Consider the following 19,432-nt stretch of genomic DNA (forward strand, 5'->3'; position numbering starts at 1 on the left):
TGATCACCGGCCCCGCGACCTGATGGGCCAAGCGCCGACCCGCGGATCATCCCGCCGGATCGTTAGCGATCTTGACCTCTTGGTAGTACCGCCGCGCTCCGGGGTGCAGCGGCACCGACCCGGTTGCGATGGCCGACCGCTGGGACAGTTGCAGCGCGGCGGGCACCTCCCGGCCGACGGCAGCCCGCGTGTGGAAGAGCGTCGCGGTGAGCGCCTGACCGACCGGGACCGGTAGGTCGGCGTGCACGACCAGCAGGCTGGGGACGCCGACGGTCCGCACGCCCTCGACCCCGGGATAGGTGCCGGCGGGGATCGGCAGTTCGCTGAAGTGGTCGCCATAGGCGCTGGTCAGCGGTCCGACCCACTCCCCCAGGTCGATGAGCCGCATGCTGCCGGTGGCCGCGAGCCGCGAAAGGGCCTCGGTGGGCAATCCGCCGGACCAGAAGAACGCGTCGATCGTCCCGGCCTGCAGTTGCGCGACCGACTCGGTCAGATCGAGCCGCACCACCTGCACGTCAGCGCCCGGCACGAGAGACGCCTGGGTCAGGAGCCGCTCGGCGATCATCTCGGTGCCCGAGCCGTCGGCGCCGAGGGAGACCCGCGCGCCGGCCAGGTCGCGCAGGTCGGTGACCCGCGAGGCGTCGAGCACCACGAGGTGGGTGTGGTTGTCATAGAGCCGCGCGACGGCCTGCACGGGCAGCGGCTCATCGAAGGGCGCCTGCCCGGCCACCGCGAGCGCGGCGACGTCGGCCAGCGTGAATCCCGCGTCGACCTCACCGGCCGCGACGAGCCGCAGGTTCTCCACCGAGGCCGCCGACGAGCGGGCCGTCAGCGGTGTCGCCGAATCGGGGGTCGCCTCCTGCAGCGCCTGCCCGAATGCGTAATAGACGCCACCGGGCAGCCCCGTCGCGACGGTCAGCGGCGCGGGCGCCGGCGCCGGACGGTGCAGCACACCCCAGGCACCGGCCGCGACCAGCGCGAGCACGACGAGCAGCGCAGCCGGCAGCCAGCGTCGGCGACCGGCCCGCTGCCCAAGATTCACGCGCGCCATCGCTCCCCACGGTAGGCGGGCCCAGGGTGGTCGGAGCCCGCACGGGAATGTTGTGGGGGTGAACTAATGACATGCTCCTGGGCCTCGCGCGAGCTCACAGCCCTGACCTGCGGCAATGCTCCAGGCCTGGAGCGCTCCAGACGGAGCACGTCATTAGTTCACCACAAAGACAAATGGAGCACCGTCCGACCGCGCCCGCCCAAGCTCAGGCTTTCCTCAAGTCTGGCCCGCGCAGCACGCCGGGAGACCGGCCCCTCCCTACGGTGAACGAAGCACGGACGACACCGACGACGCTGCCTGACGTGAAAGGACGCACCCATGCGCACCTCCCGACACACGACCGCCCTCGCCGCCGCCGCCACCCTCGGACTCGTTCTGGCCGGCTGTTCCCAACCGGCCGAATCGGGGGCCGCCGACGGGCAGGAGCAGCAGCGGGCCTCGGCGCTGACGATCGTCACCGGCGGCACGGCCGGGGTCTACTACCCGATCGGCGGCGCGCTGCGCAGCATAATCGGCGACCACGTCGAGGGCAGCACCGCCTCCGTCGAGGCGACCGGTGCCTCCGTCGAGAACATCCGGCTCATCAACTCCGGCTCGGCCGACCTGGCGATCACCCAGGGCGACGCCGCCGACCAGGCCAAGAACGGCATGGCCGAGTTCGAGGGCAGCCCGGTCGAGACCAAGACCATCGCCGTGCTGTACCCGAACGTCTACCACACGGTCACGCTGGCCTCGATCAAGAACAACCTCGGCCTCAACTGCTTCGCCGACCTCAAGGGCCACCGCTACTCGGTCGGCGACGTGGGCAGCGGCAACGAGGCCACGACCAACCAGGTCTTCAGCTCCCTCGGCATGAACCCGGCGTCGGACATCCAGCGCCGCCAGCTCGGGTACGCCGAGACGACCAACGCGCTGACCAGCGGCGGGCTCGACGCAGGCTCGTGGGTGGTCGGGCAGGGACACGGCGGCATCAGCGAGCTGGCGGCCACCGCCGACATCGCGCTCGTGCCGATGTGTGACGAGGAGATCACCAAGATCACCGACGGGTACGGCGGTTACACCGAGCACACCATCCCCGGCGGCACCTACCCAGGCGTCGCCGACGACACCAAGACGATCGCCGTGTGGAACGCCCTCGTCGTGCCCAAGGACTTCAACGAGCAGCAGGCCTACGACCTGACGAAGGCGATCTTCGAGAACGTCGACACGGTCGTCGGCGTCTACGCACCGGCCGCGGAGTACCTCAAGCCGGAGACTGCGGTCAACGCACCCGTGCCGCTGCACCCGGGCGCGGTGCGGTACTACGAGGAGGTCGGGGTCGACCTGCCCGCCGAGGTCAAGGCGTCCTGAGCCGATGCCCCGGCTCGCCGTCGGTGCCGCGCTCCTCGCGCTGGTCACACTGGTCGCTCTGGCGCCAGTGTGGCCCGCGACGCGCGTCGCCCACGGCGAGCAGGTGCTGGCCACCGCGACCCAGCGGCACCTGACGATCGCCTACGTCCACTCGATCGATCGCCTGCCCATCGAGGAGGACCTGCGTCGCGAGGGTGACCAGCTGATCGTCGAACGCACGCGCTTGCGTGAGTTCGGCGCCGGGATGGGACACATCGCGGGGCAGGGCAACGGCCGTGCCGACGGTGAGTGGTGGGTCGTCGACGACCTCGCCCGACCCATCGGGCCCCAGCTGCTGCTGCGGGTCGGCGCCCCCCGGGTCGATCACCGCATCCGCCTCGGCGACACCGAACTTCGGCTCTCGAACTGCCTGGCCGGGCAGCGCGTGACCATCAGCGCGGACCGCGTGTCCGCCGCCTCCCTGCTACGTCACCGGGCCACCAGCGCCCCCGCCGCCGGCGACGACCCCGGCGACCCGCCTGCCTGCGAGCCGCCCCCGGCGGCGGAGAGCGAGAAACCATGAGCCAGGCCCGCCGCGACATCATCGAGGAGCACGGCTCCGACATGCTGCCAGACTCCCTCAAGGAGGGAGCGCAGCTGCAGGAGGAGGACGACACTCCCGCCGGCGAGGGCCCGCTGTGGCAACGCCTGGCGGCGGCCCGGCTCGGGGACGTCCCGGGCGTGCGGATCCTGGGCGTCGTCATTCTGGCTCTGGCGCTGCTGCTGGGCGCCTTCCAGCTCTACATCGGCATCACGTTCAGCCTCGACGCCCGCCAGCAGCGCCTGACCCACCTGCTGCTGATCCTCGCGCTGATCTTCCTCATGGTCCCGGCCTCCAAGAAGCCCTGGGGACGATCGCGGCTCATGCTCGGCGTCGACCTGCTGGCCGTCCTTGCCGCCGTCGTCGTCAGCATCTACCCGATCGTCAACGCCCGCGCGCTGGCGCAGCGGGCCGGCGCCTACGAGACCACCGACTGGGTCCTCGGCCTCGTCATGACCCTGCTGCTGCTGGAGGCGACGCGGCGCACCGTCGGCTGGTTCATGTCCGTGCTCGTGCTCGCGTTCATGTTCTACGCGTGGGCCGGGCCGTGGTTTCCCGGTGACTTCCGCCACCGCGGCGTGACGATCGAGCGGCTCTCCAGCTATGTCTACCTGGGCAACGACGGCATCCTCGGGCTGACCTTGGGCGTCGTCGTCACGTTCGTCTTCATCTTCGTGCTCTTCGGCGCGCTGTTGCAGAAGACCGGCGGCGGCAACTTCTTCATCGGTTTGGCGTTCGTGCTGACCGGCCGCTCCCCCGGCGGCCCGGCCAAGGGCGCAGTCGTCGGCAGCGCCCTCATGGGCTCGGTCTCGGGCACGGCGATCGGCAACGTCGCGACGACCGGCCCGTTCACGATCCCGATGATGAAGAAGGTCGGCTACAAGCCGAACGAGGCGGCCGGCGTCGAGGCGGCCGCGTCGACCGGGGGGCAGATCCTGCCGCCGATCATGGGCGCCGGGGCCTTCCTCATGGCCGAGCGCACCGGCATCCCCTACGCCGAGATCGTCAAGGTCTCGATCATCCCGGCGCTCATGTACTTCGCGACCGTCTACCTGTTCGTCGACATCAAGGCGCGCAAGCGGGGCATCTCGGGCATGAGCCGCGACATGCTGCCCAAGTTCGGTGAGGTGATGAAGCACGGCTGGCACTTCCTCGCGCCGCTCGTGCTGCTCGTGGTGCTGCTGCTGCAGTACGTGCCGCCGGGCCGAGCGGGCCTGTTCGCCACCGCCGCGCTGCTCGTCGTGGCGATGCTGCGGGCCGGCAGCCGGCTCAGCCTGCAGGACCTGCTCGAGGTCTTCGTCATCGCCGCCCGCAACACCCTGCCGGTGTCGGCGGCCTGCGCGATCGCCGGGGTGATCATCGGCGTCGTCGGCCTCACCGGCCTGGGCCTGGTCATCTCCGACACACTCGTCACCGCGTTCGCCGGCAGCCTGCTGCTGACGCTGCTCATGGTGGCGCTCGCCTCGCTGATCCTCGGCGTCGGGCTGCCCGTCACGGCCTCCTATGTCGTGCTCATCATCCTGGCCGGGCCGGCGTTGGAGCAGCTCGGCCTGGCCGTCATCGTCACGCACCTGATCGTCTACTGGTACAGCCAGGACTCAAATGTCACCCCGCCGGTCGCCCTGGCCGCGTTCGTCGCCGCCGGCATCGCGGGCGCCAAACCGATGCGCTCGGCCGTCTCGGCGTGGATCTTCGCCAAAGGCCTCTACTTCATCCCGCTGATGATGGCCTACTCCGCGTTGTTGCTGACGGGGCCGGCGACGCAAGTCGTCATAGCGGCCGTGACCGGCATGATCGCGCTGGTCGGGGTGGCGATGGCCATCGAGGGCTACCTGTTCCGCCGGACGACCGTCATCGAGCGGGTGCTGCTCGCGATCGCCGCGGTCATGGTGATGATCGCGCCGGAGTGGGACGGCTGGAGTCAGGCGTTGTTCGGCTTCTCGCCGGGCTCGCAGGCGTTCGTCTGGGGTGGCACCGCCGTGTGCGTCGCCCTCATCGCGTTGCAGTTCATCGGCCGTGGGCGCCATGGGCAGGCTCCCAGCGAAGCTCGGGGCGAACTGAGTACATCAACCGCCTGAGGCTGCCCAGGCGCTGACAACGCCGCTGGTCAACGACCTGGCTGGCGGCGGGGGCACTGATGACGTACTTCGTTCGCCACAGGAGCCGTCAGCGACTACTCCTTGGCGTCGGCGCGCGAGCGATGCAAGGCCCGGTCGCGCGCCCGGTCGCGGATGGCGCCGCGGTTGGGTTGTGTGGCGCGGCCCAAGTAGGCGCCGAGGCTGACACCGGCGGCGAGCGCGAGCCCGATGGACATGGCGGTACCGAGCGAGTCGAAGGCCTGCCCGTAACCCTGCTCGGCCCCGGCCGTCGCCAGGTGATAAAGCCCGCGATAGACGGACAGGCCTGGCAACAGCGGCACGATGCCAGCGGTGCTCAGCGCCAGCGAGGGCACCTGCCAGCGGCGGCCCAGGAGTTGGGCGACGGCACCGACGACCAGGGCCGCCACGCCGCTGGCGGCGGCGACCCCAAAGCCGCCAGCGATCATGAGGGCGTAGGAGCTCCAGCCGAGAGCGCCGGTCAGCACGGACAGGAGGGCAGTGCGGGGGCCGGCGTAGGAGCTGATGGCGAACATCCCGGCGATCACCGCCGACGCGAGCACCTGCATCGCGAAGTTGCCGGTGAGCCGCGAGTAGGCGGCCAGCGACATGGGTGCCCCGATGGTGGTGCTGATGGTCAGCACCACCATCACTCCGACGACGATGCCCAACGTCAGCACGACGACCTCGGCCGAGCGGGCGGTGGCGGTGAGGTAGTAGCCGTCGATGGCGTCCTGCGCCGCCCCCACGACCGACAACCCGGCCAGCAGCACGACGATCCCGGTCGCCACGACCGCCGAGGGCGAGATGTCCTCCAGCCCCGGCACGCTGGCGCGGGCGTAGATGAGGGCGACCGCACCGATGGTGGGGACCATCCCGCCGACCATCTGAGCGAAGAATGCGGGCAGCTTGCGGCGGGCCAACCAGAGCTGGGTGCGGTCCACGATGACGGCATTGGCCAGCGCGATGAGCACCTCGATGGTGGATCCGTCGAGCAGCACGCACACGGCGGTGCCGAGCACGGCGGTTGCGGCGGTGACGACGGAGCGGCGGTATCGCCGCGGCATCGCCGCGATCCGCTCGAACCGGCGGCGGGCAGCGGCCACGCTGAGCCCGCGCTCGTCCTCGATCTCGTTGACGAGCCGCTGCAGCCGCGCGAGGCGCTCGTAGTCGGCCGAGCGCACCCGCACGGTGCGCATCGCGTAGATCGGCGCCTCGGTGCCGCGGTAGTGGCAGACGTCGATGGAGGTGAAGGTGACGTCGACATGCACAGACTTGAGCCCATACACCGTGGTGATCCGCAAGACGCTGGCGGTCACCTCCGCCGCCGACGCCCCGGTCGACAGCAACGCCTCGGCAATCCGCATCGACAGGTCGACGACGTTGCGGGCGCGCTTTTCCTCGACGCCGTCCTGAATGGCCCGCAGGTCCAGGCTCCACGTCGGGGCCTTGTCGCTGGCGACCACCCGCTGGGCGCGGTCGAGCCACGTGAGCTTGGGGTTCTCGGCGACGACGATGGCGCCGGTGGCGTCGTCGGAGATCACGGGGATCGCGGCCGTCGCGTCGGTCAGGGGTTCGTTGGCCGGTTTGCCGCTAGGGCTGTGTGACGACGGAGAGGACACGCCCTCCACTGTGCGACGCCGCCCCCCGGGGGGGCAAACCACCTGCGGCGCGCGGGCGCTGCGGACCGGGGCCGGTCCGTGCAAGCATGTCGCCATGAGCGAGAAGCAGGCCAAGGCCGAGCACCGGAGCCGGCCGACGTCCCAGAACTTCAAGGACTTCATCGCCACGGGCTGGGCACCCCGGGACGAGACCTTGCCGCAGCTCGCGGAGAGTTCCCGATGGGCGGCGCCGCGCCGTGACGCGCTGTCGGCGCAGTTCGCCGGGGAGCGGCTGGTGATCCCGGCCGGCGGCCTGAAGGTGCGCAGCAACGACACCGACTACGTGTTCCGCCCGCACACGGCGTTCGCGCACCTCACCGGGTTGGGCAGCGACCGCGAGCCGGACGCGGTGTTGGTGCTGGAGCCGCTACCCGAGGGCGGGCACGAGCCGGTGCTCTACTTCATGCCGCTGGCGCCGCGGGACAGCGAGGAGTTCTTCGCCGACGCCCGCGTCGGGGAATTCTGGGTCGGCGCGCGCCCGACGCTGGAGAGCATGGCCGCCGAGATCGGCGTGGCCACCCAGCCGGTGGAGAACCTGCGCGACGCCCTCGCCAAGGACGCCGGACTGGTGCCGCTGCGGGTGGTGCGGGATGCCGACGCGCAGGTCAGCGCGATGGTCGACCAGATCCGCTCCGAGAGCGGCCTCGTGCAGTCCGTCGAGAGCCAGGAGGAGGCAGTGGAGTCGGACACGGCGCTGGCGCGGGCGCTCTCGACGATGCGGATGGTCAAGGACGACTGGGAGGCCGACCAGATGCGGGAGGCGTGCGCGGCGACCGCCCGGGCCTTCGAGGCAGTCGTCGCCGACCTCCCGGAGGCGGTGCGGCGGGGCCGCGGGGAGCGTTGGGTCGAGGGGATGTTCGGGCTGCACGCCCGGCACGCCGGCAACGGGGTCGGTTACGACTCGATCTGCGCGTCGGGCGATCACGCGAACACGCTGCACTGGATCAAGAACACCGGCGATGTGCGCCCCGGCGACCTCATCCTCATCGACGCCGGGGTGGAGATCGACTCGCTGTTCACGGCCGACGTCACCCGCACGCTGCCGATCAACGGCCGGTTCAGCGACGCGCAGCGACGGGTGTACGACGCGGTCTACGCGGCCCAGGTCGCGGGCATCGAGGCGTGCCGCCCGGGCAACAAGTTCGAGGACGTGCACGCCGCGGCCATCCGCGTCATCGCCGAGCACCTCTACGATTGGGGCCTGCTGCCCGACGGCGTCGACGTCGAGGCGACCCTCGACAAGGAGGGTCAGTGGCACCGCCGCTGGATGGTGCACGGCACCAGCCACCACCTCGGCCTCGACGTGCACGACTGCACCCTGGCGCTGCGCGAGGACTACATGGAGGGCGAGCTGACCCCCGGCATGGTGCTCACCGTCGAGCCGGGCCTGTACTTCAAGGCCGACGACGAGCTGGTCCCTGACGAGCTGCGCGGTATCGGCGTGCGCATCGAGGACGACATCCTCATCACCGCCGACGGCTGCGAGAACCTCTCCGCCGCCCTCCCCCGCACCTCCACCGACGTCGAGGCCTGGATGGCCAAGCTCTGGGCTGCCCAAGCCTGAGAAGCCGACCTCACGCGGCCGTCCGGAGCCGACAAGCCCTTCGATCCGGCAGGAGCCGAACCGGCACTAATGGGTGGGCGCCGTCGGTGTCGCGGGCCAGACCTGCGACTCCAGCGCCTCCGCCATCGAGGGCCCGAGCGGTGCGCGTGAAGTGAAGACCCCGTTGGTGGCCTCACTGCAGTTGCCGGGGTTGAGAAACGTCGACACCCACAGGTGGCCGCCGTCGCCGTAGCTCAGGCCGAGCAGATAGGGGACGGAAGGGCCTGCTACTGCGCGGCAGATGGGAGTCGAGCCCGGGGTCGCAGGCGGCAGCCCGGCCAGCTCAGCCGGTATGGTGTCGAGCGCCCCTGTCAGGGTGGCCGAGCCGGTGAGCGTGGAGTCGGGTATCGCGACGAGGGCGTCCGGTGCAGGAGGGTGCGTCGGCCCGGGTCGATCGCGGAGCGCCTCCTCGTCGGATTCGTACCGGCACACGATCGCCGCAGTCGGCACGGTCTCGGGGACCAATCGGTCCCCCGCGGAGGCCTCCGGGAGCCACGGGTTGACGGGGACCGGCGGAGCCATCCGTTTGGTGGCCCCCCACGCGAGCGAGGGCGGGCAGACGGTGGCGGCCGGTACCTGTTGGTCCGCCACCGCGCCGCCGCCGGCCTGCGCTGCGGCCGGGGCGCCGGCCTGCTCCTGCGAGGACGAAGCCCCCGTGCCGACAAGGCCATTGGGCAGCACCTGGGAAGCGACCCCCACCGATCCGGCGACCACCACCAGGGCCGCCAGCGACGAGGCCGCCGCGACCCGCCGACGACGCCGGCGGCCGGCGATCTCGACGACTTCGCCGGCATCGAGGGCCGCGGGCGGCCCGGCGGTTGCCTGCAGCCTCGTGACCAGCTCATCCGTGTCGCTCATGTCCCACCTCCAGCGCGGGCCGTGTCCGTGTGCTCCCCAGTCGACCTGTCGCCGGCGCCCGGATCCCTGGTCGCTCGATCCCCAGCCCGCGACCCCGGTGCCGGCCGGTCCCCAGCCGCTCGACCCCCGGCCGGCGTCAAGGCTGCCCGCAGCGACGCCAGGCCGCGGGAGGCCTGGCTCTTGACCGTGCCCGCCGAGCACCCGAGGATCTGTGCGACCTGCTCGACGGGCAGGTCCTCGGCGTACCGCAGCACGACGACCTGCCGTTGCCGCACGGGCAGATGCGCCAGCGCCCAGGCCAGTTCACCGTCGACATCGGCATCCACCTCCTGTCCCAACGCCCGCTCGGGTAACCGTTCGGTAGGGATCTCCCCGCGCCATTTGCGGCGCCGCCACGAGATCTGCAGCCGCGTCATGACCGTGCGCACATACGCCTCGGGCGCCCCGGTGCTGATCCGCGCCCAGTGTGGCCAGGTCCGCACGAGCGCCTCCTGCACCAGGTCGTGCGCGAGCGCCGCGTCGCCGGTCAGCAGGTAGCCGGTGCGCACGAGAGCGCCCGAGCGCGCCCGCACGAACGCCTCGAAATCCACCGCCCCCGGCACCGACCCCGCCACATACCTACAGAAGCACCTGACACCGGCCGCAGGTTGCATCGACGCTCCGCCGATTCTTGCCTGGGCGCCGAACTCGCCGACCCAGCGGCGCGGTCGCACGCACCGTGCCGGCCGACGTAGCGGATTCTCGACGTACTCGGGAGCACCCCTTGACCAGAGCCCGTCGTATCACCGCAGGTCAGAGCGGTGTGCCGTGTTCGGCGAAAATCCCCGGTACGTCCAGAATCCGCTACGTTCGCCGCGCCCTGGCCGGCCCGCGGGCCCATGAGCGCGCCAACAACGACACGGCCCGGCAGCCACTGACCGAGGTCAGTGGCTGGGGCCGGTCGGGCTTCTCGGCGTCAGTGCCCTGCGCCGGCGGGCTCGTCGCCGGTGTCGGACTGCTCGATGACGGCGCAGGCGACGCGCTGGCCGGCGTCACCGGCCTTGCGGGTCTCCTCGTCGGCACCGCCGGCCGCATAGCGGGTGGGGATGTTGGCGAAGTTGTCGGGGCTGCCGTGCAGGATCACCGCGGAGCCGTCGGCGTCGAAGAGCAGCTCAGAGGTGAGGCGCTCGGTGACGACCTGCAGATAGGCGGTGCCGTCGGTGTTGACCAGCAGCGGGGGCAGGTCGCCGGCGTGCGCGGGGTGGTCGGCGCCAGGCCCCGCCAGGTGCGGCCCGGCGGACAAGAAGGGCCCCGTGTCGGTCGCGTCGGCGGGGTTGGCCGAGGGCGCCTCGCACTGGCCGACCGCGTGCACGTGCAGGCCGTGGAAACCAGGCTGCAGCCCGTGGGCCTCGACGGTGACCTCGACGCCCTTGTCGGTCTGAGACAGCTCGACCGTGCCGACCTGCGTGCCCTGCGCGTCGGCGAGTTGCCCGACACCGATACCGGTGGAGGTCGGGCCGGTGGGGCCATGGTCCTCCCCGCCGTGCCCGAAGGCGCCGAGCGTCGGCCGGTTCTCGACATACGTCGCCGTGTAGCCGACGTCGCCGCACGCGGACAGGGCGAACATCCCGGCGACGGCGAGCGCGGGAAGAGCGAGACGACGACGAGGCTGGCGCATGGTCAATTCTCCGGATCAGGTAGGCCGACGGGCGGATTGAGGCGTCACGGGCGGTGTTCGGGTCCAACTTATCCTTGACGAAGGCCCCGATCTCGCGCAATGCCGACACCATCGTGTGGCGCGCTCCGGTGGGGAACCGTCGGCCCCGGGAGTCATCGCGCGCACTCCCCCCTCGGGCGCATCCCATATTTGGGACAAGAAGTCGGTCCCGGCGGTCGCGTCAGGCCGATCCGCGCCGGTGCAATGGGACGCATGACGAGCCCTGAACTGCTGCCCACCGTGACCGTCGGCGACCGCCCCTTGTCGGTGGCGCAAGTGGTGTCCGTGGCGCGCAACGGCGCCCGTGTCGAGATCGCCGAGTCCGCGTGGCTGGCCGTGCGCCGCGGCCGAGAGGTCGTCGATGCGCTGGTCGACGACGACATCGCGCACTACGGCATCTCGACCGGCTTCGGGGCTTTGGCGACCCGCCACATCCCGGTCGACATGCGCGCCCGCCTGCAGCGCTCCCTCATCCGCAGCCACGCCGCCGGCAGCGGGCCGCAGGTCGAGACCGAGGTGGTGCGCGCCCTCATGCTGCTGCGCATCCAGACCCTGGCCACGGGGCACACCGGCATCCGCGAAGAGACCCTGCGCACCTATGTCGCGCTGCTCAACTCCGGCATCACCCCGGTGGTGCACGAGTACGGCTCGCTGGGCTGCTCCGGCGACCTGGCCCCGCTGTCACACTGCGCGCTGGCCCTCATGGGCGAGGGTGAGGTCAGCGACGCCAACGGGCAGATCATGCCGACCGCCCAGGCGCTGCAGGCCGCGGGCATCGCGCCCGTCGAGCTGCAGGAGAAGGAGGGGCTGGCGCTCATCAACGGCACCGACGGCATGCTCGGCATGCTGTGCCTGGCGCTGGTCGACCTGGGTGAGCTGCTGAAGGTGGCGGACATCTCCGCGGCGATGTCCATCGACGGCCTGCTGGGCAGCGACGAGGTCTTCGCGGCCGACCTGCAGGCCCTGCGGCCGCAGGTCGGGCAGGGCCGGTCGGCGGCCAACCTACGAGACCTCATGGCGGGCAGCGGGATCCGCGATTCGCACCGCGACCCCGACGCATGCACCCGTGTGCAGGACGCCTACTCGCTGCGCTGCGCGCCGCAGGTCGCAGGCGGCTGCCGGGACACGGTCGCGCACGCCACCCGCGTCGCCGAGCTGGAGCTGGCCTCGGTCGTCGACAACCCCGTCATCACCGACGACGGCCGCGTCGAGAGCAATGGCAACTTCCACGGCGCCCCGGTCGCCTACGTGCTGGACTTCCTCGCGATCGTCGTCGCCGACCTGGCGAGCATCAGCGAGCGCCGCACCGACCGAATGCTCGACAAGGCCCGCAGCAACGGCCTCCCGCCGTTCCTGGCCGACGACCCGGGCGTCGACAGCGGCCACATGATCGCCCAGTACACGCAGGCGGCCATCGTCTCCGAACTCAAGCGGCTCGCCGTCCCGGCCAGCGTCGACTCGATCCCGAGCAGCGCCATGCAGGAGGACCACGTGTCGATGGGCTGGTCGGGCGCCCGCAAGTTGCGTCGGGCCGTCGACGGACTGCGCCGGGTGCTGGCCATCGAGGTGCTCACGGCGGCCCGCGCCATCGAGTTGCGCGCCCCGCTGCGCCCGAGCCCCGCGATCGGCGCCGTCGTCGCCGCCCTGCAAGCGGCCGGCTGGCCAGGCCCGGGTGTCGACCGCTGGCTGTCCCCGGAGATCGAGGTGGCCGTCGACCTCGTCGGCTCCGGCGCCGTAGTCGGCGCGGCGGAAGGCGCGCTCGGCCACGAGCTGAACTGACCCAGACCGTCGCGCCCCGGCTACGCGGTCTGCCGTTCGCGGGCCAGCCGCGCGATGTGCAGCGCCAGGTAGGTGACCTCGTCGGCGGTCAGCGCCGTGCTGTCGAGTTCGAAGATCTCGGCGACTCGCAGCGCGGTCCGGTGCGCCAGCGGATGCGTGCGCTCCACGGCCAGCCCGAGCAGCTCGGGTGCCTCCGCGATCTGGCGCCCGGAGGAGATCCGCACGAACAGGTAGCGCAGGTGGGTGACGAACCGCGCCGTGCTCATCGACTCGTCGTCGACGTCCATTCCCAGGGCGGCCCGCACGACGACAAGGATGAGTTTGATCCGCTGCGTCATCGCGACGGTGCGTTCGAGGTCTTCGGTGGCGAAGGCCGCGTTGACGAAGTGCAACGCGAACGCCACCGCCTCCTCCCGGGGCAGCTCGACACCCAACTCCCGGGAGGCGATGTCGACGGCGCTCTGCCCCACGCTCAGTTCGTCGGGGTACAACTGCGCGACCTCCCACTGGAGGGGGTAGGCGCCCAGCCCACCCCGCTCCAGTCGGATGAGCGCGAACCGCAGGTGGTCGGCCACGCAGAGCAGCAACCCCTGGGAAGGGGTCACCCGCAACCGCTCCCCGGCCGCGTGGGTGATGGCGGCCGCTGCCTGGGCGACCTCCAGCGGCAGTTCGTCGACGAGGTTCGTCAAGGTGCCGATCGGATGCGTGACGTCGGGAACGAAGCGGTGGGTGACAGCCGCCGCGTCGACGGCATCGCCGAGCCGGCTGCCGAAACCGATGCCGCGCCCCATCAGCACGACGCGACCGCCGGCCTCGTCCTGGGCGAGCACCGCGTTGTTGTTCAAGGCCCGGACGACCTTCACTTCGCACCTCCTTGTACTCGACGGCGACTCTCATCGGTCCTGCAGGTCTATCGCAGGCAGCGCCAGCTCGGCGCACCACAACGGCGCGCCGAGCCGACCCCGCAGCGCTACAGGTGCGCCCCGCCGGAGGCGATGACCCGCCGGAACCACTCGAACGAGTCCTTGCGGCGGCGCTCCAGCGTGCCGTTGCCCTCGTTGTCGCGATCGACGTAGATCATGCCGTACCGCTTCTTCATCTCCCCGGTCGTGAACGAGACGAGGTCGATGATGCCCCAGGGCGTGTAGCCCAGCAGTTCGACGCCGTCCTGGGTGACGGCCAGCGCCATCTGCTCGATGTGTTCACGCAGGTAGGTGATGCGCTCGGGGTCGTGGATCGCGCCGTCCGCCGCGATCGTGTCGACGGCGCCGAAGCCGTTCTCCACGATGAACAGCCGCACCTGGTAGCGGTCGTAGAGCACGTTGAGGGTGTACCGCAGGCCGACGGGGTCGATCGGCCAACCCCATTCGGTCGCCTCGATGTGCGGATTGGGCACGGCACCGGGCAGGCCGCCGGTGACGACATCCGCCGCGTCGGCCTCCTTGGCGGCGTCGGCCTTGACCGTCACCGACATGTAGTAGCTGAAGCCGACGTAGTCGACCTTGCCCGCAGCGAGAATTGCGGCGTCACCCTCAAGGATGCCGACGTCCCAGCCGTTGCGTTCGAATTCCTTGAGGGCGTACCGCGGGTATTCGCCGCGCACGTGCACGTCGGGAAAGAAGAAGCGCGCCCGGTTGGCGACGACCGCGGCCATCATGTCGGCCGGATCGCACGAGAACGGGTAGATCGGTACGTGCGAGATCATCGCCCCGATCTGCAGGCTCGGGTCGATCTCGTGACCGATCGCAACGGCGCGGGCGCTGGCCAGCAGCTCGTGGTGACCGGCCCGGTACATGACTTCGGTCGGATTCTCCCCCGGCGCGATGGTGACCCCGGAGTTCGTCCAAAGAAACAGCGCATTGGTGTCCATCTGGTTGTTGATCTCGTTGAAGGTCATCCAGTACTTGACCTTGGTGTGGTACCGCTCGAAGCACACCCGGGCGAAGCGCTCGAAGAGGCCGACGACCTCGCGGCTGCGAAAGCCCCCGTATTCGCGGGCCAGGTGCAGGGGCATTTCGAAGTGCGACAGCGTGATGACCGGCTCGATGCCGTGGGCCAGCAGTTCGTCGAACAGCTCGTCGTAGAACCGCAGGCCCTCCTCGTTCGGCTCGGCCTCGTCGCCGCGGGGAAAGATGCGGGTCCACGCGATGGAGGTGCGGAAGCACTTCAGGCCCATCTCGGCAAACAGCGCGATGTCCTCGCGGAATCGGTGGTAGAAGTCAGCGGCGACCTGGTTGGGGTAGAACTCGCCGGGGTCGACGTCGGCGGTGATCCGGCGCGGCACGCCGTGGGCGCCGGCGGTCAGGACGTCGACGACGCTGGGGCCCTTGCCACCGGCGTCCCAGCCGCCCTCGAGTTGGTGCGCGGCGACCGCGCCACCCCACAAGAAGTCCTTCGGCAGTGCCGTCGTGGCGCTCATGCGCTGTGCTCCGTTCGTGGCTGCAGTGGATGTCGTGTTCGAGGCCGCGGTCATGCGTCGGAGTCCTTGGCCAGTACTCGGGCGACGACCTCGCCGGGGTTGACCATGGCGCCGACCTCGCCGACGACCTGGCCGTACTTCTTGGAGTTGGTGACGACCACCGGGGTGATGAGGGAGTAACCCGCCTCGCGGATGACCGCCGGGTCGAACTCCAGCAGCAGGTCACCGGCCTTGACCTTGTCTTTGGCGTTGACGTGCTGGGTGAAGCCGCGGCCCTCCAGGGCCACGGTGTCGAGGCCGACGTGGATGAGCAACTCCATGCCGTTGTCGCCGCGCAGGCCGATGGCGTGCTTGGACTTCAGCACCGTGACGACCGTGCCGTCGAAGGGTGCGTAGACGCGAGTGTCGGTCGGGTCGATGGCGACGCCGCCGCCCATCGCGCCGGAGGCGAAGACCGGGTCGGGCACGTCGGACATCGCCACGACTCGCCCGCCCAGGGGGGCGGTGACCGTGGCCACCTGCGTGCCGGCAGCGGTCAGAGTGGCGGCGGCGCTGCCGGGGGCGGCCGGTGCGGCGACCGTGACCTCGGCGGCTGCCTGCGTGCCAGGAGCGGTGACGTCGGCACCGAGCTCCTCGACGGGGTCGTTGAAGCCGACGAAGTAGGTCAGCGCCATGGCGAGGATGAAGGCGACGGCGCAGCCGACGATGGCCCCGAGCAGGGAGGGCGTGCCGGGCGATTCGGCGTTGACGATGGTCAAGAACCCGGGCAGGCCCGCGAACGCATAGTAGACGGTGCCGAAGAACGTCATGACGGCCGCGCCGATCGCGCCGGAGAGGCAGCCGTAGATGAACGGCCGCTTCAGGCGCAGGGTGACGCCGTAGATCGTCGGCTCGGTGATCCCGAAGAAGCCGGGGATGGCGGCCGAGCCGGCGATGCCCTTGAGTTCGCGGTTGCGGGTCTTGAGGAAGACCCCGATGACGGCGCCGACCTGCGCGATGACGGCGGCGGACTGGTAGGCCTGCGAGGCGTCGAAACCGTACTGGGCGTGGTTGGCCAGGGCGACGGGCAGGAAGCCCCAGTGGATGCCGAAGATCACGGCCACCTGGATGAGGCCGCCGTACAACAGCGCAGCCACGACCGGGACGTTCTGGACGAGGTAGTTGAAGCCGTCGGACAGGCCGTTGGCGGCGCCGGCGGCCACCGGCCCGACGACGAGCAGGGTCAGCGGCACCATGACGAGCAGGGAGACGAGCGGGACGAAGATCTGCTGGGCCGCGCCGGTCAGCCGTCGCGACAGGGCCTTCTCCAGGTAGGAGAGCAGCCACACGAGCAGCAGCGGCGGCAGCACGGTGCTGGTGTAGACGGTCTGGGACAGCGGGATGCCGAAGAGCGACACCGACTCGCCCTGCGCGATCCGGCCGGCGATCTCGTTCCAGGTCGGGTTCATGATGGCCGCGCAGCACAGCACGGCGACGAAGGTGTTGACCTTGAAGTGCTTGCTGGCGGTGATCGCGATGAAGATCGGCAGGAAGGTGAACGGCGTCCACGACATGAACGAGAGCACCGCGTGGGTGCCGGTCTCTTCGAAGGCGGGCCAGACCATCGTGGTCAGGATCAGCGCTCCCTGCAGAATGCCGGCCGCGGCCAGAATGTAGACGAACGGTGCGAAGACGGCGGACATCGTCGCGATGACCCGGCTGACCACCGACGCCTTGTGCTCGCCGCCCTCGGCGGCTTCGACGTCGGCGATACGCAGCAGCTCTTCGTGCACCTCCCCGACGTGCGGGCCGATGACGACCTGGAATTGGCCGGAGTTCTCGACGACCGTGATGACCCCGGGAAGGCGGGAGACCTGCTCCTTGGCCTGGTCTGGGGTGTTCTTCAACACGAGCCGCAGGCGAGTGGCGCAGCGACTGGCATTGGCGATGTTCTTCTCTCCACCGACGAGTTCAAGAATGTCGGCGGCGAGTTTGGGATAGTTGCGGACTTGCGCAGCCATGAGTGGGACTCCGTTGTCTGGCAACCGGCTTCGACCGGTTGAGCGGGCATTCGATCCGATCGCGGCGCCAGCGGGTGTGGCGAAAGGGCCACACCGGGCGGGACGGGTGATCGGGGCTGCTCGCGAGATGAGTCATCGCAGAACCAGGAGCAGGAAATGCCCGGGAGGACACACGGCTACCAAGGGAGCGAAGCGCTGCACCTCGGGTTTTTGCCTCGTGTGAGTAACAAGCCCGGATCGAGAAGCTGCCCCAGACATTAGCCCCTCACGGAGCGGCTTGGCAAGGCTCAGACGAGGCTCACGACCACACTGGGGACGTAGGTCCCCGCCAGGCCAACGGCGTACGGGGCTGCTACCACCGGCTGGGTCGGCTGTTCAGGACGCTGCCATCGCGGGCTCAGCAGGATCGGACAGAATGGCGACATGAGCACTCCCGCCTCCCCCGGCGCAGCCCGCGTTCCCCTCGAACGACTCGCGCTGGAGTTTCCGCGCAGCCTGGCCGTGTACAACTCCTACACCGATGCCCAGAAGGCGGTCGACTACCTTTCCGACCACCAGTTCGCGGTCGAGAACGTGCTGATCGTCGGCACCGACCTCAAGCAGGTGGAGCGGGTCATGGGCCGCCTGACGTGGACCAAGGTGCTCACCGGCGGGGTGCTGACCGGCATGTGGCTCGGCCTGTTCGTCGGGCTCATCATGTCGCTGTTCTCCCCCAACGCCGCCGGCTCGCTGGCCACGATCCTCTCCGCGGTGCTCACCGGCGCGATCTTCGGCGCGGTCTGGGCCGCGATCGGCTACCGGTTCACCGGCGGTCGGCGCGACTTCACGTCCGTCACCTCGGTCATCGCCACCAAGTACGAGGTGCTCGTCGAGCACAGACTCTTCGACCAGGCCCGTTCTTTGCTCACCGAGGGGGGCCTGACCTCCGGCTTGGCGGCCGGCTCGTCGGCGCCCAGCAACCAGCCCAACCCCTATGCAGGGCTGTACGGGGCCATGCGTACGGACGGCGCGGGGGGCTCCGCGTCGGCGGCGACTTCCGCTGCCGGGGGCGCCGCCGGCGAGCCAGGCGGCGCGCGCGAGACCGAACCGCAGCGCTCCGACCAGCCCCAGTACGGCGTCCGGTTGCCCGAGGGCACCCCACCGCCGCAGGGCGAGCGGCGCGGCGAGGGCGGGCCGAGCGCGCCCCCGAACCCCCGCGACTGACCACGCTATTCGGCTCGGGAGTCCCGAGTCAGAGGGCCGCGTCAGGTATCGGAGCCAGGCCGTGCACGATCTCGTGGACGAGCCGGGCCGCCGTTCGGGCCGTCCGGGAATCCTGATCTAGCGGCGGGCACAGTTCGACGACGTCGACGAGGGCGAGTTTGCCGCTGCCGGCGACCTGTCGGCACACCTGCACAATCGTCTCCACCGGCACGCCGTAGGCCGCGGGAGCGCTGACGCCGGGCGCCACCGCGGCGGGCAGCACGTCGAGGTCGATCGTCAGGTGCACGACGTCGAGATCGGCCATGAACCGCGCCACGAACTCGGCGATCTGCGCCGACCGGCCCGGCTGGCAGTCGTGGTCCAGCAGCCACGGCACGTTCAGGGCCCGGGCCGTGTCGAACAGGGCGGCGGTGTTGGCGGCCTCGCTGATGCCGAGCACGGCGTACCGAAAGTCGCGGCCCGCCGCGGCCTGCGCCCGCGCGGCCTGCAGAAACGGGGTGCCCGAGCTGGCGCGCGGCGCCTCCCGCAGGTCGAAGTGCGCATCGAGGTTCAGGATGCCCACCCGCTGCTCGCCCATGGCCGCCGACCAGCCCAGATAGCTACCGAAGGCCGTCTCGTGGCCACCGCCGAGCACCACGACGAGTCGATGGGTGCGCAGGGCCCGCGCCACCGCCTCCCCTAGCGCTTGCTGGGCACCCTCAAGGTCTTCCCCGTCGAGGGTCACGGTGCCCAGGTCATCGATGGCCGCGTCGGTGTGGAGGGGCAGCGATGCGAGCGCCCGCCGCAGCGCATCGGGGCCGGCGGCCGCACCCGGGCGACCCTTGTTGCGGCGCACCCCCTCCTGTGAGGCGAAGCCCACGAGGGCCACATCGCCCGAGGTCGTATCGGTCGGGTCGATGAGCGACACGCGCTGGTGCCAGCGCGCGTGCTCGGGCCCCTCGCCGTCGATTCGTCCGGTCCACAGCGTCGGGTCGGTCGGGATGGTCATGCCGTTCTCCCTGCGTCGGTGCTCAGCGACGTGCGCTCGTCTCCCACACCATCCTGTCGATCACAGCGGCCGACATGCAGCACCGGCCCACCACGGGCATCCCATATTTGGGACGATGCGGTGGTTCCACGTCTGTTCCCGCCCGCCG

At 70.6% G+C, this 19,432-nt stretch carries 15 protein-coding genes; 6 read left to right on the forward strand and 9 right to left on the reverse strand.

Annotated elements, in window-relative coordinates; translation table 11 throughout:
* Window positions 1-46 precede the first annotated feature (46 nt).
* Complete coding sequence (locus tag KILIM_RS09800) at window positions 47-1,051, reverse strand: TAXI family TRAP transporter solute-binding subunit (protein ID WP_006592509.1); 1,005 nt, start codon at window positions 1,049-1,051, stop codon at window positions 47-49.
* 318 nt (window positions 1,052-1,369) lie between these two features.
* Here KILIM_RS09800 and KILIM_RS09805 point away from each other — a divergent pair, with 318 nt between their 5' ends.
* The 3 genes from KILIM_RS09805 to KILIM_RS09815 are packed head-to-tail and all read left to right on the forward strand — an operon-like array spanning window position 1,370 to window position 5,059.
* Window positions 1,370-2,401: a TAXI family TRAP transporter solute-binding subunit gene (locus tag KILIM_RS09805; RefSeq protein WP_006592510.1), complete on the forward strand. Its 1,032-nt coding sequence runs from the start codon at window positions 1,370-1,372 to the stop codon at window positions 2,399-2,401.
* Window positions 2,402-2,405: 4 nt separating this feature from the next.
* Window positions 2,406-2,963: a DUF1850 domain-containing protein gene (locus tag KILIM_RS09810; protein WP_006592511.1), complete on the forward strand. Its 558-nt coding sequence runs from the start codon at window positions 2,406-2,408 to the stop codon at window positions 2,961-2,963.
* Window positions 2,960-5,059: a TRAP transporter permease gene (locus KILIM_RS09815; RefSeq protein ID WP_006592512.1), complete on the forward strand. Its 2,100-nt coding sequence runs from the start codon at window positions 2,960-2,962 to the stop codon at window positions 5,057-5,059. Before KILIM_RS09810 ends, KILIM_RS09815 begins: the two co-directional genes overlap by 4 nt.
* A 95-nt stretch (window positions 5,060-5,154) precedes the next feature.
* Here KILIM_RS09815 and KILIM_RS23970 read toward each other — a convergent pair whose 3' ends face one another.
* On the reverse strand, window positions 5,155-6,699 hold the full coding sequence (locus tag KILIM_RS23970) for a threonine/serine exporter family protein (protein WP_169330753.1): 1,545 nt from the start codon (window positions 6,697-6,699) through the stop codon (window positions 5,155-5,157).
* A gap of 94 nt (window positions 6,700-6,793) precedes the next feature.
* On the opposite strand from KILIM_RS23970, the gene KILIM_RS09825 reads away from it, so the two are divergent.
* Window positions 6,794-8,302: an aminopeptidase P family protein gene (locus KILIM_RS09825; RefSeq protein ID WP_006592514.1), complete on the forward strand. Its 1,509-nt coding sequence runs from the start codon at window positions 6,794-6,796 to the stop codon at window positions 8,300-8,302.
* A gap of 66 nt (window positions 8,303-8,368) precedes the next feature.
* On the opposite strand, the gene KILIM_RS09830 is transcribed toward KILIM_RS09825, so the two are convergent.
* From KILIM_RS09830 to KILIM_RS09840, 3 genes are all read right to left on the reverse strand, one after another.
* Window positions 8,369-9,199: a hypothetical protein gene (locus tag KILIM_RS09830; RefSeq protein WP_006592515.1), complete on the reverse strand. Its 831-nt coding sequence runs from the start codon at window positions 9,197-9,199 to the stop codon at window positions 8,369-8,371.
* Window positions 9,196-9,813, reverse strand: coding sequence for a SigE family RNA polymerase sigma factor (locus KILIM_RS09835; protein WP_006592516.1), 618 nt, complete (start codon window positions 9,811-9,813; stop codon window positions 9,196-9,198). The genes KILIM_RS09830 and KILIM_RS09835 overlap by 4 nt, the downstream gene beginning before the upstream one ends.
* A 341-nt stretch (window positions 9,814-10,154) precedes the next feature.
* Complete coding sequence (locus KILIM_RS09840; protein ID WP_006592517.1) at window positions 10,155-10,856, reverse strand: superoxide dismutase family protein; 702 nt, start codon at window positions 10,854-10,856, stop codon at window positions 10,155-10,157.
* A gap of 252 nt (window positions 10,857-11,108) precedes the next feature.
* Here KILIM_RS09840 and hutH point away from each other — a divergent pair, with 252 nt between their 5' ends.
* On the forward strand, window positions 11,109-12,674 hold the full coding sequence (hutH, locus tag KILIM_RS09845) for a histidine ammonia-lyase (protein WP_006592518.1): 1,566 nt from the start codon (window positions 11,109-11,111) through the stop codon (window positions 12,672-12,674).
* 20 nt (window positions 12,675-12,694) lie between these two features.
* Here the strand turns inward: hutH and KILIM_RS09850 are convergent, their stop codons facing one another.
* The 3 genes from KILIM_RS09850 to KILIM_RS09860 all read right to left on the reverse strand — a co-directional run bounded on the left by KILIM_RS09850 (window position 12,695) and on the right by KILIM_RS09860 (window position 17,093).
* On the reverse strand, window positions 12,695-13,537 hold the full coding sequence (locus tag KILIM_RS09850; protein WP_006592519.1) for a PRD domain-containing protein: 843 nt from the start codon (window positions 13,535-13,537) through the stop codon (window positions 12,695-12,697).
* 107 nt (window positions 13,538-13,644) lie between these two features.
* Window positions 13,645-15,093 (reverse strand): 6-phospho-beta-glucosidase, encoded by a 1,449-nt coding sequence (locus KILIM_RS09855; RefSeq protein ID WP_040562882.1) that lies wholly within the window; start codon window positions 15,091-15,093, stop codon window positions 13,645-13,647.
* A 50-nt stretch (window positions 15,094-15,143) separates the two neighbouring features.
* Window positions 15,144-17,093, reverse strand: a complete 1,950-nt coding sequence (locus tag KILIM_RS09860) for a beta-glucoside-specific PTS transporter subunit IIABC (RefSeq protein ID WP_006592521.1) — start codon at window positions 17,091-17,093, stop codon at window positions 15,144-15,146.
* Window positions 17,094-17,516: 423 nt separating this feature from the next.
* Here KILIM_RS09860 and KILIM_RS24485 point away from each other — a divergent pair, with 423 nt between their 5' ends.
* The gene (locus KILIM_RS24485; RefSeq protein ID WP_006592522.1) at window positions 17,517-18,296 is read left to right on the forward strand and encodes a YflT domain-containing protein; all 780 of its coding nucleotides are present in this window, start codon (window positions 17,517-17,519) and stop codon (window positions 18,294-18,296) included.
* Between the two features lie 28 nt (window positions 18,297-18,324).
* Here the strand turns inward: KILIM_RS24485 and hutG are convergent, their stop codons facing one another.
* The gene (gene hutG / locus KILIM_RS09870) at window positions 18,325-19,284 is read right to left on the reverse strand and encodes a formimidoylglutamase (RefSeq protein WP_006592523.1); all 960 of its coding nucleotides are present in this window, start codon (window positions 19,282-19,284) and stop codon (window positions 18,325-18,327) included.
* Between the last annotated feature and the right edge of the window lie 148 nt (window positions 19,285-19,432).

This window comes from Kineosphaera limosa NBRC 100340 (genome assembly GCF_000298215.1).
In the GTDB taxonomy this organism is placed as follows: Bacteria; Actinomycetota; Actinomycetes; order Actinomycetales; family Dermatophilaceae; genus Kineosphaera; species Kineosphaera limosa.

Bases quoted from the DNA above. Each gene is read 5' to 3' on its own strand.
- KILIM_RS09860 (WP_006592521.1), bottom strand. From the start codon at position 17,093: ATGGCTGCGCAAGTCCGCAACTATCCCAAACTCGCCGCCGACATTCTT.
- KILIM_RS09840 (WP_006592517.1), bottom strand. From the start codon at position 10,856: ATGCGCCAGCCTCGTCGTCGTCTCGCTCTTCCCGCGCTCGCCGTCGCC.
- KILIM_RS09825 (WP_006592514.1), top strand. From the start codon at position 6,794: ATGAGCGAGAAGCAGGCCAAGGCCGAGCACCGGAGCCGGCCGACGTCC.
- hutG (WP_006592523.1), bottom strand. From the start codon at position 19,284: ATGACCATCCCGACCGACCCGACGCTGTGGACCGGACGAATCGACGGC.
- KILIM_RS09855 (WP_040562882.1), bottom strand. From the start codon at position 15,093: ATGAGCGCCACGACGGCACTGCCGAAGGACTTCTTGTGGGGTGGCGCG.
- KILIM_RS24485 (WP_006592522.1), top strand. From the start codon at position 17,517: ATGAGCACTCCCGCCTCCCCCGGCGCAGCCCGCGTTCCCCTCGAACGA.
- KILIM_RS09810 (WP_006592511.1), top strand. From the start codon at position 2,406: ATGCCCCGGCTCGCCGTCGGTGCCGCGCTCCTCGCGCTGGTCACACTG.
- hutH (WP_006592518.1), top strand. From the start codon at position 11,109: ATGACGAGCCCTGAACTGCTGCCCACCGTGACCGTCGGCGACCGCCCC.
- KILIM_RS09805 (WP_006592510.1), top strand. From the start codon at position 1,370: ATGCGCACCTCCCGACACACGACCGCCCTCGCCGCCGCCGCCACCCTC.
- KILIM_RS09800 (WP_006592509.1), bottom strand. From the start codon at position 1,051: ATGGCGCGCGTGAATCTTGGGCAGCGGGCCGGTCGCCGACGCTGGCTG.
- KILIM_RS09815 (WP_006592512.1), top strand. From the start codon at position 2,960: ATGAGCCAGGCCCGCCGCGACATCATCGAGGAGCACGGCTCCGACATG.
- KILIM_RS09830 (WP_006592515.1), bottom strand. From the start codon at position 9,199: ATGAGCGACACGGATGAGCTGGTCACGAGGCTGCAGGCAACCGCCGGG.